At 32.4% G+C, this 13,602-nt stretch carries 9 protein-coding genes and 1 pseudogene; 4 read left to right on the top strand and 6 right to left on the bottom strand.

Translation table 11 applies throughout. The annotated features are described in order from the left end of the window. From FWJ34_RS13255 to FWJ34_RS13240, 4 genes and pseudogenes are all read right to left on the bottom strand, one after another. Positions 1–855: pseudogene (locus tag FWJ34_RS13255) on the bottom strand (hypothetical protein); the annotation flags it as partial. A 119-nt stretch (positions 856–974) separates the two neighbouring features. Continuing rightward, the gene (locus FWJ34_RS13250; RefSeq protein ID WP_308255802.1) at positions 975–1,904 is read right to left on the bottom strand and encodes a glycosyltransferase; all 930 of its coding nucleotides are present in this window, start codon (positions 1,902–1,904) and stop codon (positions 975–977) included. Between the two features lie 151 nt (positions 1,905–2,055). Further along, positions 2,056–3,051: a phenylalanine--tRNA ligase subunit alpha gene (pheS, locus tag FWJ34_RS13245; RefSeq protein WP_308255801.1), complete on the bottom strand. Its 996-nt coding sequence runs from the start codon at positions 3,049–3,051 to the stop codon at positions 2,056–2,058. Positions 3,052–3,167: 116 nt separating this feature from the next. Further along, complete coding sequence (locus FWJ34_RS13240; protein WP_308255800.1) at positions 3,168–5,432, bottom strand: IMS domain-containing protein; 2,265 nt, start codon at positions 5,430–5,432, stop codon at positions 3,168–3,170. 240 nt (positions 5,433–5,672) lie between these two features. Here FWJ34_RS13240 and FWJ34_RS13235 point away from each other — a divergent pair, with 240 nt between their 5' ends. Genes FWJ34_RS13235 through pdhA form a run of 3 tightly spaced genes read left to right on the top strand, consistent with a single transcriptional unit; the run spans position 5,673 to position 7,407 of the window. Next, complete coding sequence (locus FWJ34_RS13235) at positions 5,673–5,894, top strand: AbrB/MazE/SpoVT family DNA-binding domain-containing protein (RefSeq protein WP_308255799.1); 222 nt, start codon at positions 5,673–5,675, stop codon at positions 5,892–5,894. Then, on the top strand, positions 5,891–6,325 hold the full coding sequence (locus tag FWJ34_RS13230) for a putative toxin-antitoxin system toxin component, PIN family (protein WP_308255798.1): 435 nt from the start codon (positions 5,891–5,893) through the stop codon (positions 6,323–6,325). Before FWJ34_RS13235 ends, FWJ34_RS13230 begins: the two co-directional genes overlap by 4 nt. Before the next feature lie 53 nt (positions 6,326–6,378). Next, a complete protein-coding gene (gene pdhA / locus FWJ34_RS13225) occupies positions 6,379–7,407 on the top strand; it encodes a pyruvate dehydrogenase (acetyl-transferring) E1 component subunit alpha (RefSeq protein ID WP_308255797.1) in 1,029 nt (342 codons plus the stop codon). Positions 7,408–7,602: 195 nt separating this feature from the next. On the opposite strand, the gene FWJ34_RS13220 is transcribed toward pdhA, so the two are convergent. Beyond that, positions 7,603–9,480, bottom strand: a complete 1,878-nt coding sequence (locus FWJ34_RS13220; protein ID WP_308255796.1) for an alpha-amylase family glycosyl hydrolase — start codon at positions 9,478–9,480, stop codon at positions 7,603–7,605. A gap of 588 nt (positions 9,481–10,068) precedes the next feature. Between FWJ34_RS13220 and FWJ34_RS13215 the strand changes: the two genes are divergently transcribed. Further along, a complete protein-coding gene (locus FWJ34_RS13215) occupies positions 10,069–11,409 on the top strand; it encodes a transposase (RefSeq protein WP_308255795.1) in 1,341 nt (446 codons plus the stop codon). Positions 11,410–11,440: 31 nt separating this feature from the next. Here the strand turns inward: FWJ34_RS13215 and FWJ34_RS13210 are convergent, their stop codons facing one another. Then, entirely contained in the window at positions 11,441–13,327 is a 1,887-nt protein-coding gene (locus tag FWJ34_RS13210) for a hypothetical protein (RefSeq protein WP_308255794.1), read from the bottom strand. Between the last annotated feature and the right edge of the window lie 275 nt (positions 13,328–13,602).

The following is a 13,602-nucleotide window of genomic DNA, read 5'->3' as shown; positions in this document are numbered from 1 at the left end:
CATTAAAGGGGTTAACTCTGCCTCTTCTTCACTAGGAAAATCAAAACCATCATTTTCGAGAGATTCTTCTTCTAATTCCATTGACGGTGTTAACTCTGCTTCTTCTTCACTAGGAAAATCAAAACCATCATTTTCGAGGGATTCTTCTTCTAATTCCATTAAAGGGGTTAACTCTTCTTCTTCACTAACAAAATCTAAACCCGTCTCCTCAAAAGAAGATGATTCTTCTTCTAATTCCATTGACGGTGTTAACTCTTCTTCTTCACTAGGAAAATCAAAACCATCATTTTCGAGGGATTCTTCTTCTAATTCCATTAAAGGTGTTAACTCTGCTTCTTCTTCACTAGGAAAATCAAAACTATCATTTGAAGGGGCTAACTGATATTCTAATTCAGTAGTTTCCTCTCCTGTATATAATGGTTGAAAAGATTCGTCATCATTTGGATTCTCTTCAACTATTATTCCTTCAGAGGGTATTCTCGAAGTTTCTATCTCTTCAATAAGTGGCTCTATTCGTCTATTAAGATTGTCTATCTCTGTGTTAAGATTGGCTATTACTTCTCTTAGATTCTTGATTTGAGTCTCATAATCTTCTACTTGATTTTGATAATCTTGAATTTGTCCTTCAAATGCTTTCTCTGTGTCAGCAATTTTTTGATTAGCTTCATCTTGATATTGTTGTTTTAAGGATGCAATTAACTCTTGTTTTCTTATTTCAAAATCATTTTCTGCTTGAGTTAACGCTTTTTCTTTATCTTTTTCAGCATCTTCTTGGGATATTTTATCTTTATTCAAAAAGAAACTAATACCAAAACCGACAATCGCACCTATAATAGCAAAAATAACTTCTGTCATAATTTTTTCTCCGCAAATTTTAATAAAAGTTTGTTATGTGAGTAATCTTAATTTTTGTCTAACAGTATTATATGTACAAAATTTATTTTAGTTATCATTTTTCGATAAATTAAATAATCTTACTTCATTTCTTGATAAGCGGCATAAACTCCCTTAACGTTATACCAGTTAAGAAAAATACGCGCTATTTCTAATGCTAATTGCGGTTTTCCTTGATTAATTAGCCATTGTAGAAGAGGTTGAAGGGTTTTTTCATTTAATGTGCCTCCGAAGGATAAAATACCCCATAGTAGTTTATGTATCCATGTCATTTGAATCATCATTTTTACTTCATAAATGGGATGTTTTTTATAGAATAATACCCCCATTTTTCCTCGCTGAATTTCTTGCTCAATCAGCCTAGGTATTTCTTCTATATTAAATGCTGGATGCCAGTGATAGCCTACTGCTTTAGGACATTTTATTAATTTTAGATCCAGTTTTTTTAGCCTTATTCCTAACTCTAAATCTTCCCAACCATATTGTTTAAACATGGGATCAAACAATCCTGCTTCAATTAACCATTTCTTGGCGATCGCTACATTTCCCGTAGCAAAATAGGCAGCTGAAAAATCAGTGATTTTATACGGCTCAGATGTGGGATCATCAAAATTAGAGGTATTAATTACCGCACCATAGGTAAAAATGCGATCACTATTAATACTTTTTTGTGCTTTTACTAAGGCTTTACCGTGGGCTTGTAAAAAAGATGATGTTACAACAAGGTCGCTATCAATGAAAATAATCCAATCTCCTATAGCTTTTTGTATCCCTAAATTACGAGCTGTGGCTGCTCCCTTGTGATTTTGAGTAAAAAGTTTAACGTGAGGTAAAGAGGCTTTTTCAGTGGTAATCCATGATATAGTTTCATCAGTTGAACCGTCATCAACTACAATAATTTCATAATTCTTAACTAAATCTGTATCAAATTGTTGATTTTCTAAAGCTAGAAGACACTTTCTTAAAATGGGTAAACGATTATAGGTAGGAATAACAACACTAAAAAACACAAATAAACTCCAAAATAATTAGGAATTAGGAATGAAAAATTTGAAATGAATCATAATGATTTTAATAGTAATGAACAATTTATTTATTGGATCATCTTATCACCATTATCTATTTCCCATCTTGATATTATTGATTAATATTCAAAGAATCTTAGAATTGTTGAAGAAAACGGAGATCACTATTATATAATCGGCGAATATCGTCAATTTTATGTAAAATCATCGCAAAACGCTCAACTCCTAACCCCGCAGCAAAACCACTATAAACTTCAGGATCATATCCTACAGCCTTTAAGACATTAGGATCAACCATGCCACAGCCTAATACTTCTAACCATTTTCCTTGCCATTGTACATCAACTTCCGCTGAAGGTTCAGTAAAAGGAAAATAACTCGCACGGAATAACGTCGGTAAATCATCGCCAAATATTTGACGTAAAAATTCTTTAATTGTACCTTTAAGATCTGAAAATGTTAAACCCTTATCAATAGCTAAAATTTCGATTTGATGGAAAACCGCAGAATGAGTAGCGTCAACAGTATCTCGCCTATATACTCTACCCGGGGCAATAATTCTCAAGGGTGGTTCATTATTTTCCATGTACCTAATTTGTACTGATGATGTATGAGTCCGCAATAAACTTCCATCTTCAAAATAAAATGTATCTTGCATATCCCTGGCAGGATGATCTTCAGGAGTATTTAAGGCAGTAAAATTATAGTAATCACTTTCTATTTGTGGCCCTTCAGCTATGGTATATCCTAAACCTACAAAAATATCTATGACTTTATCGATGGTGCTTTGTAAGGGGTGAGATTTACCAATGGGATAACCAACTCCTGGCATAGTGACGTCGATAGTTTCTGCTAAAATTTTACGGTTAATTTCTCCTTGTTGTAATTGTTGTTGTTGATTAGTTAAATTATTTTGTATTTCTGTTTTAATCTCATTAGCAACTGCACCAATTCGAGGACGATCTTCAGCAGATAATTTGCCCATTTCTTTTAAAATTAAGGATAATTGCCCTTTTTTCCCTAAATAGCCTATCCTTAACTCTTCTAACTTTTGTAAACTATCAGCTTCGGCGATCGCTTTTTGCGCTAATTGAGCTAATATTTGTAATTGAGATTCAATTTCCGATGCCATGATAATTGATTGTGATATGATCTTGTTTCCATTGCTCATTATCAAATATTCAGGTATCCTCCTGCAAGTTTTTGATCTGAAGTTAATTGTCTTGGCACTTTTTGCTTTTTCATTCCTCATTCCTCATTCTTTATTACCTTGCTGTTTTTGATGAACCAACCATCGCCATCTTTGACTAATTCGTACTTGATCAATAAATCTTCTTGGTAGGATAAACTGGGAACTAATGCACCATTACGATAATATTGGGATTGTTCTTTAATTTTAGCGGTGATCACTCCTTGAGTTATATCTTGAGGATTAACTTCGGCAGACTCTATTTTCACTTGATGCTCATAACGTCGATAAGCATTTCTACTTCTCAAATCACGGCTATTACCCACCCATCGAGATAGCTGTGGTTCGATTAGGATTTTGGTTAACTCACTAGAATTATATTCAGGACCCGTCGCTTTAGCTTTGGCATTTAACCATTGATTAATAATTTTCAACGCCGTAATTTTGTCTAATGTACTCGTATTTTGAGTTGTTTCTCCGTTAATTAGATATAAATCTATCAAAGGCTCTGAAAGAGAAATTTCTAATTTTTCCTCGGAAGAGTTAGAAGACAAGAGTAACTTTGAAGCCGCAAAAGCAATAATAATTAAGAAAAATAAACTTAATAATGACCAAATAATCAAGCTACTATTATTTCCCGAATTAGTTTTTAAAGATTTTTTATTTAGTTGAGAAACATCATCAGACTTAGTTTTTGTAATAGAGTTTTCGGTAAATTCTGAAGAATCTTCTTGTATTTCTTCTACTTCTGAGTCAAGAAAATCATCCAAACCAATTAAGTCTTGATGATCTTCTGTATATTCTTCTGAAACAAATAAACCGATGCTTTGATTTCCCTCATGATCATACTTTCTATCAATTTCAGTTGTAGCTGATGAAGAATTATTTTGATTAATAATTTGTTTATCATCAATTTTGTCTTTTAGCTCGTTAAATGGGGTAAAAGAATAAGATTGAGATGAAGTACTTTGAGTATCACCTGCTAATTCTAATTCAGGAGAAAAAAACATTTTACTATCTTCTAAACCTTTAACTAAAGGAGTGGTAATAGTTTCTAAATATGCTTGTACTCGATCATTGGCAAAATATTCTTGTAAGGAAGGGTTTTGAGAAGTTAAATCTTTAAATTGAGAAAAAACTTCTGTTTGTAACCATTTTTCTGTATAAAGGCATAAGCCAGGCAAAAGATCGGAAGATCCTTGTGACATTTCTTGAATATAATCAATTACTTTTTGTTCTTGACTTTGACTTAAAGAAAATTCAGCTTCAGCAGTTTGTCCTAAAAGTAAAGCACAAATAGACTGCTCTAAATAAACATCTTGATGAATAGTAAGAGAAATAAGGCTATTTTTTGCTCTAATAATAAATTCTGGTCGTCTTTGTGTAAAACCTCTTGCAATGCCTGCATAAGCTGCTAAATATCCCGCCGCCGGGGAAGGACGTTGTGCCTCTTCTTCAAATAATACCAGTTGTTCTTCAGCCGTTAAATAAACCCTTATTTGTTGAAGAAACCGTAAAAAACCATCAATATCTAACCCAGATTCGTCAATTTGAGAACTTTCTATCCCTCCTCGACTATTAAACATTTCTTTGAGTAATTTAATTCCCTTTTGTCGCCCATAAGTGTCACTATTATCTCTGGTTAATAACTCTAATATTTGATAAGGGTGTAATTTTCCTAAATCTTGCTTAATTTCTTTTCTCAAACTGGGAAATAAATCTTCTTGAAATAATAACTGATAAGATTGTGTCAAGGAATTAGATGCTAATTCGTATTGTTTTTCCTGCCATTGTTCTCTTGCTAATTCTAAATAAGCTAAAACCATGCTTAAAACTAAATCTTGTGCAATTTGGCTTACTTCATCTTCTTGATCGGTAAAATTATTTAAACTACTTTTATCTTGTAAATAAGGTTGACTTAAGGTAATAACTAGCTCATATTCTCCCAAATCCAATAAGATAATTAGCGCCCCAATAAATAAACTTTCGTCAATCTCAATAAATGTATCTTCAACTACATCTAAATTTTCCTCTAATAGTTCTAAGGATTCTTCAATTTCTTTTATTTCTTCTGTATCATCGATCAAATCATCCTTTTCTGTCACAGGTAAAAAGAAAGAGGATTCATATTCCCATCGAGATTGATCATCTTTTAAGACATTATAGGCTTGTTGAAGTAAATTATTGCGAGAAGTAATGGCATATCCACTATAACCCTTATGAGGTAGCTGAAGAATGCGATCTTGATAGGCTTGTTCAATCAAGTTTAATTCAGCTTGAAGGGGAATGCCAAGAATGCGGTAGTAATCTAAAGAAATTTGCACGACTTACTTTTTATTGAGATTGCAGGAAGATGTTGTTTACCAATTTGAGATTTTAACATTTACTCACTGATAGACAAGAAAATTTTAACTCATATTTCTGAGTATTAGATAATAATGTATTGTGACATAGGCATTGTGCCTGTTATTTTTAATTGCTAATTTTTTTACTAAACTTTTTTTCATAATTTGCTAAAGTAAGGAAATCTTACCTTTTATTTTAATCCATGGTGAAAATTAATTATGCTTAGTAAATTAACGGCAAAAAATCAGCTAACTTTACCCAAGAAAATAATTAAAGAAATTGGAGAATGTGAATATTTTGACATTAAATTAGAACATGGACAAATTATCCTTACTCCCGTCAAAATTCAACGAGCTGATGCAGTGAGAATGAAACTTTTAGCTTTAGATTTAACGGAAGAAGATATTGCTTCGGCAGTGGCTTGGAGTCGTGAATCATGAGCAATCAACTGCGTGTTGTTCTTGATACCAATGTTTTAGTCTCAGCTTTAATTTTTAGTGGTAATATAGCTAAAATACGCAAAGCATGGCAATCTTATCTTTTTATTCCTTTAGCTTCCTCTACCACAATTACTGAATTAATCAGAGTTTTAGCTTATCCTAAATTCAAATTAAGAAAAACTGATCAAGAAGATTTATTATCTGATTATCTTCCTTTTTGTGATACGGTAAAAATTACTGAACCCTTACCGAATATTCCATCTTGTCGAGATATTTTTAATGAACCTTTTTTGCTTTTAGCTTTAGTCGGTAATGCCGATTATTTAATAACTGGAGACGCTGATTTGTTGACTCTCAAAGATGATTTTTCCTGCCCTATCATCACCGTTGATGATTTCTTAAAAGTTATCGCCTCATCATCAAATAATTGATTATTATTCACCGATACTTAATAATGATCTATGAATAACTAAAATAAAATATTATGGCTGAAGAAAGAACTCTCCCCAAATTTGACTATTCTACAGTTAAAATTAGTAAAGAAGAAAGTTTAATTTATTATGAAGATATGGTTTTAGGACGCTTATTTGAAGATAAGTGTGCTGAAATGTACTATCGTGGTAGAATGTTTGGCTTTGTTCACCTTTATAATGGACAAGAAGCTGTTTCTAGTGGAATTGTCAAGTCTTTACGTCCTGATCAAGACTATGTATGTAGTACTTATCGAGATCACGTTCATGCTTTAAGTAGTGGTGTACCAGCTAAGGAAGTTATGGCAGAACTTTTTGGAAAAGTTACTGGTTGTAGTAAGGGTAGAGGTGGTTCGATGCATATGTTTTCTGAACCTCATAAATTACTGGGAGGTTATGCTTTTGTTGCTGAAGGTATTCCCGTAGCTACGGGTACAGCTTATCAAAGTATGTATCGTAAAAAGGCTTTAGGGGAAGATTTCGATCAAGTTACCGTCTGTTTTTTCGGTGATGGTGCTAGTAATAATGGTCAATTTTTTGAATGCCTTAACATGGCGGCATTATGGAAACTACCGATTCTTTATGTAGTTGAAAATAATAAATGGGCTATCGGTATGGCCCATGAAAGGGCAACTTCCCAACCTGAAATTTATAAAAAAGCCAGTGTTTTCAATATGGAAGGCTATGAAGTTGACGGCATGGATTTATTAGCAGTCAGAGACGTAGCACAAAAGGCGATCGCACGTGCTAGAGCAGGAGAAGGACCAACATTAATTGAAGCTTTAACCTATCGTTTTCGAGGACATTCTTTAGCAGATCCAGATGAATTAAGAGATCCTACAGAAAAAGAATTTTGGAATGCTAGAGATCCTATCAAAAAATTTGCCACTTATTTAACCGAACATAACATTGTTTCTCAAAGTGAATTAGACACTATAGATAAGAAGGTACAACAGGATATTGAGGAAGCGGTAGAATTTGCAGAAGCCAGTCCAGAACCTGACAAGAGCGAATTATACCGTTATATTTTCGCCGAAGATTAACAATAATTAGGAATTAGGAATTAGGAATTAGGAGACTAGAAGACTAGAAGACTAGAAGACTAGAAGACTAAAAGACTAGGAGAATTGATTAAGTAGCAAGATGCCTATTCTACAACTATTCATTATTAACTATCAACTATCAACTATTCACTATTCACTATTCACTATTCACTATTTAACTTGATTTAATTTCAATTATCTTTGCCAAATATCAACCCATTTAGCAATACCATCATGAGCTAAAATCCAACGACGAACTGATATTTCTTCTCTAATTACTTCTTGATTATTTTTGACTAGGGCATACTTATAAGCAATGGCTTTTCCTGCCGTTTCATTAAAAGGAATTTCACCAAACCAAGTATTAGGATTAATATATTCGAGAGTATATCCTTTATTAATATCCCAATTACCCAACTCTGGACAATCTCCGATGACGATGATTGATTCTCCTAATTGAGTTTTAATACCGTTAATTTGGACTCTCATAATAGTCTTACCTTTGACTTTTTCGCCAATATAATTAAAAATTAAGACACTTTGAGGAGGTAATGTTAAATTACTCACATTCCCATTAATGACTTCAATTTTAGTCTGAGTTAGCATACAATAATATTCTCCATCCGGTAATTCGGTATTTTGTAACTGAATTGTTTGAGAATAGTAAGATTTATTAAAACAAACTAAACAACGAAAATCTCGATAGCGTCTTAAAAAACAGTAAATATCTTCATTAATATATTTTTCGACTTGACTACCAAGAGAAATTGCTGGATTAATTCTTCTTAATTTTGATAATTTTGCTAAATCCTGATAAATAGGGGTATCCGTATCCCATTTTTCCATCATGGGGCGATTATAAGGATCTTCTCCTCCATTGGTATCATTATGTAAATATTGTTCTGTGCCATAATAAATGCAAGGAATACCCCGACAAGTCATAATTAACATCACAGCTAACCTTAAAGCGTTACCATCGGGGTTTAAACTACCAAAACGGGGCATATCATGGTTATCAAAAAAGGTGATTAATTCTGTAGCTGTATTGTAAAGATAGTCGAGGTTAAATACATCCTGTACTAATTGAAATCCTCCTGAAGCATTTTTTGCTAAACATTCACGAATTGCACCGGATAAACCAAAATCGAGAATTGACATCCCTGAATCATTGGCAAATTGAGGTGATTTACCATCTTTAGGATTGCTAAAACCCCATTCTCCAAAAGCGAATAAATCTGGGCGATGGGTTTTTAAATCTCCCATAAATTCTTGCCAAAACCATAATGGCATATGCTTAACGGTATCAATTCTTAAAGCATCAATACCAATATCTAACCATTGTTTAATAGCCGATTTGATATAATTACGATAGTTAATATTACTTTCATTAAAAGTCGCTAAACCGGCCATTTCATAATATAGTAATTGATATTCATTTTCCCAATCAGTAATTTCGGGATTGTGATAGTACCAATTATTAGTGTCGTGATAATAATCAGCGATTAAAACTCCATCATCATAAAGTTTTCCTTTTTCACCACTAACATCAGGACTACTATGATTACAAACAATATCCAGAATTATTTTAATTCCTAGATGATGAGCTTGATTAACTAATCGATTTAAAGCGGTACATTTAAAAAGAGAGTTTTCTTCTCCTTCTGGTAAAAAGCGGGGGTTTATACGTTTAAAATCTTTTGTCCAATATCCGTGCATTGGTGCATTATCAAATTGTAATGATTCTACTTGCTCAAATAATGGAGAAATCCAAATAGCAGTTATACCCAAACCCTTAAGATTATCCTCTTTTTCCATTATACCTTTTATGTCCTCTCCCAAATTATTTCCCCAATAATGCCGATAAGAATCATATAAGTTGGGATTAACCACCTGATTATTACTATCATCACCATCTAAAAAGCGATCGACAATGATAAAATAAATAGTCTCTTGACGAAATTCTATGGCTCTAGTAAATAAAAACTCCCAATTAGAATCTTTTGTTTCTGTTTGATGGGAAGTATAAAAACCTGCCGCCGCATTAGTAATGCCTGTATAAGATGTTAAAGTCATATTTAGAAGCCTAAGTTTCTTAAGCCAAAATTATAGCAATTCTTGAATTAAGAAGATATAAAGTTAATCACATCGAGAATTAAAAACGCTGATAAAATTTACTTAAACTTCTAAAAATACTAAATTTTAGTAGTTGAACTTTTTTTGAATTAAGGAAAATTAGAGTTAGAGAAAAATACAATTTTCCCTACAAAAATTAATAACCCAGTAACTAAAACTCTAATAATACAGAATACTTCGAGAGTGATTGTATTTAGCCGAGTTTTGACACTATCTAATCTTTTACTGAGTGCGTCTTTAGTCCTGGACTTTGGACAAATAAAAAACGATTAGCATAGATATTACGCTAATGAAAAGAAGGGGTTATTTTAAAATAGATTAAGGGTATATTTTTCAAGGTTTATCTTCTTATTTTTAGTCATTAGTTTTACTAACTTGCTCCTATAATTATTGTTATAAATACTATAACTAATTAGGAAGTTAATGTGCATGATTAATCCAAATCATTATAATACAGAAGAAAGAGAAAAATGGATTTCATTTAGAAACTCTTTATCCTCTTTATTCCCCAATCGAAAGGGCGCAATAATGAATATAATTGATAGTTTAAGTTCCAATATAGAGGGTGCTAATACTGCGGTTGCTATATCTGAGAATGATTTATTTAACTATAATTATAACTCTGTATATAAAGGAATTAATAATTCTTTTTCTTCTAATCCTGAAATTAGAAAACAACAAATAAAAGAAACACAAGAATTAATTATTTCTACTTTAAGTCTTGAAGAACAATTACCATTTAATTTATTTGCTTTGGATATAACCAATATGGATAGAAGCCATTCTCCCACTTTGATAGATAGAGAATTTGTTCATAAACCCTCATCTATTTTTGGCCAAAAACCCATTACTTTAGGACATAAATATTCTATTTTAACTTTTTTAAAAAGAGATGAAATAACTAAGCATAATTGGTCCATTCCTTTCTCCACTGAACGAGTTAGTAGTTGTTCAACAGAAAGTGAAACTGCCAAGAAACAAATTAATACTTTATTCAATAATTGTCCTGAATTTAATCAAGATAAATTATCAGTGGTTACGGCGGACTCTTATTATAGTAATCAATATTTTTTAGGGGATTTAACTAATTATAATAATTTAGTAACTATTACTCGCTCTCGTTGTAGTAGAGTGTTTTATACTCTACCCAAAATTGATAATAATCAACCAAAAAGAAGAGGACATCCCCAATGGTATGGTAATAAATTTGACCTCAAAGATGAGAGTACATGGCATGAGGTTGATGAGCAATTTTCCACAACTATTACTAATCATAAAGATGAGATTATTGAGTTAGAAATAAAATGTTGGCATAACTTAGTAATGAAAGGTAATAAAGAGCAAAAAATGCAACAAAAACCTTTTAATTTGTTAAGGATTACTTTAAAAGATAAGCAAGGTAATTTAAAATTCAAACCCATGTGGTTAATTGTGATGGGGAAAAGGAAAAATGATCTTAGTTTATTTGATTGTTATCAAGCATACCTCAGAAGATTTGATATTGAACATTTGTTCAGGTTTGCGAAGAATAAATTATTATTAAACAGCTATTATAGTACGAACGTTGAAAGAGAAAACAACTGGGTAGAATTAGTCTTTTTAAGTTATGTAAATTTATGGGCAAGTAGAAATTTAGCGCAACAAGTCACCCCTGATTGGCAGAAATATCATCTGAAAAAAATGCCCGATAAAATCACACCCAGTATTGTGCAACGAGACTATAAAAGAATAATTTGTACCTTTGGCACGGCAGTACCTTTACCCAAAGTCCGAGGTTATTCATCGGGACGCAAAAAAGGCACAAAATTATCACCAAGATTACGTTATCCTACCGTCAAAAAAATGGCAAGTAAGAAAAAAGCCTCTTAAAAAAACCTCAATTTAACAGTATTTTCAGCTATTATACGGCGGATGATAAAGAAACTTGTTTTCTCTTTTTTATTATTGTAGAAAATACGCTAATCTTTTCTTCTTTGTCCAAAGTCCAGAAGAAAGAATTGATACTTTTACTTTTACTAGCCTGACTCTGTTGATTATAAATAGTGTTAAACATAGTTACACTATGACGCATACGATAAGCCGCCGATGCTTTCACATTCTCTCCTGCATCCTCACATTCATTGATATAGGTAGCAAAGATATGCCGTAGCTGATGGGGGTTGACTTTCACTCTGGCTTTTCTGTAAAAGAAACTTGTAAACATACCCCAAACTGAACTGCAATTATGTTGGTCTCCCTTATTCTGTCGAACAAAGAAAGTGTTAGTATCACCTTTGACTAAATATTGTCTGTATGTACCCCACCAGAGATTGAGATAGTCATAAACACAAGTACCATCCTCAAACTCCCTGTTAAACAAAGCATCTTGGTAATACTCATTACCATTTTTATGGTCTTCAGGATTTAAGAAAATAAAATACATACCCCCATTATTTTGATACTCAAAGGGATTTAATTCCTTGAAAAATCCTAGCTCATCCACAGTACCAAACTTAAGAGTTTTGGCGAAAGTAAGCTCACGAAGTGTTCTCTGACGCTCAGGGGGATAAACAGTCACTAACATCAACATCAGGAATTTTTGTAAACTCTTAGCTTTTTGAATATTATTTTTTTCAGTTTTTTGTATGTATTGCTTATTGTTTTTTGCAGTGCTTATACTCTCATAAAATTGATGATCAAAATCAGCTTTGAGAGATTTCATTACTTGGATAACCTCAGAGTAATTTAACATAATTGGCTTCACCTTTCTTCGCACCATGGTTTCAGCACATCGATGTCTCAATACCCTTAAAGCACAGATAAATTCAATATCTTCGTAATTACTATATCTACGTTTATTGGTAATCCCTTTATAATAAAACTTGCTCATAGCAATGAAACTATCAATATATTTGTCAGCAGTTCCTACTGAAGTGATACCGTAGTCTTCAAAAAACAGTTCTAGCCATTCAAGACGTAGATCAGTTTTCTCCATCGCTTCCTCTCGTTTTTCCCCTTCCTTAATATATTTTTCCTCTGGGGTTTTGCATCTTCCTACCTTAGTATCAACGATGGGTATGATGAAATTGAGACTAATATCTTCAATAGTTAAACTCTCATTATGCAAGTATTCCCATCCTAATAACCGATAGTAAATAACTTTAATACTATCAATAGTTATATCCCTTCTATTTTTTTCCAGAAACTCAAAGGTGCTATTAAATTCCGTTTCTAGTCTTTCCAATTCATGATCAATGATAAATTGTATTTCCTTTTCACTTCGTTCAGGGTATTTCTTCTGTAAACGATCTCGGAGGCTAATTTTATCAATACGAATCGTTTTCTTCGCCTTTGAAGGTTTTTTGCCTCGGTTAACTTGTTCCTGAACATAACCTTTATCAATTACAGGTTTAGACAAAGAATATACTTGTAATAATTCTGTTGATTCAATGGCGGGACTATTTTTTTGTGCTTCAATATATTTTAAACCCTTACAAAAATAGCTTTTTCTTTTACTATCAACTTTGCCCTTAACCAAAATTGAACCTTTCTCAAAACATTCAACAGCTTCATCGAAATTAAAATTCTCGTCAACGATGATTTTGTCCAAGATGTTTTCCATCCTTGCCATAACCTTCTTCGTCGCACGTTGCTGTACGGTTTTTTTACCTTCTATCCCTCTAGTATATTCACAGAGAAAAACCGACTTGATATTAGCCCCTTGCTTGAGATTATCATTACAGCATTTTTGTAACCAAGAAAGCATACTATTTGCTGTGGGATTCGTATTAATAAATTTTACTGTCATTATTTTTGCCTTTTGCTAATGTGTGTAAACTGGGTATCGCTATCTATATAAGAAATAGCTGTCTTTTTTATCACTCTCTTATACGATATATTTATTATTATAAACAAAAACCTGCTCAAGGTTTTTGCTTATCTTTTTAAGAAAACTGGAAAGAAGTAAAATCCTAAAACTATTTAATAGCGATACTTTAATGGCTTTTAATCAGTCAAGTATTGCTAAAAAGTCGTATAAAAGCTCAAAATTGACTCGTAGGAGTTCGTAAAGTAGAGCTAATG

The organism is Geminocystis sp. GBBB08 (assembly GCF_016743215.1).
In the GTDB taxonomy this organism is placed as follows: Bacteria; Cyanobacteriota; Cyanobacteriia; order Cyanobacteriales; family Cyanobacteriaceae; genus Geminocystis.
This window is presented reverse-complemented; position numbering and strand designations above follow the sequence as displayed.

Coding starts and splice junctions, on each gene's coding strand:
- pheS (WP_308255801.1), bottom strand. CDS start 3,051: ATGGCATCGGAAATTGAATCTCAATTACAAATATTAGCTCAATTAGCG.
- FWJ34_RS13235 (WP_308255799.1), top strand. CDS start 5,673: ATGCTTAGTAAATTAACGGCAAAAAATCAGCTAACTTTACCCAAGAAA.
- FWJ34_RS13230 (WP_308255798.1), top strand. CDS start 5,891: ATGAGCAATCAACTGCGTGTTGTTCTTGATACCAATGTTTTAGTCTCA.
- pdhA (WP_308255797.1), top strand. CDS start 6,379: ATGGCTGAAGAAAGAACTCTCCCCAAATTTGACTATTCTACAGTTAAA.
- FWJ34_RS13220 (WP_308255796.1), bottom strand. CDS start 9,480: ATGACTTTAACATCTTATACAGGCATTACTAATGCGGCGGCAGGTTTT.
- FWJ34_RS13215 (WP_308255795.1), top strand. CDS start 10,069: ATGAATATAATTGATAGTTTAAGTTCCAATATAGAGGGTGCTAATACT.
- FWJ34_RS13210 (WP_308255794.1), bottom strand. CDS start 13,327: ATGACAGTAAAATTTATTAATACGAATCCCACAGCAAATAGTATGCTT.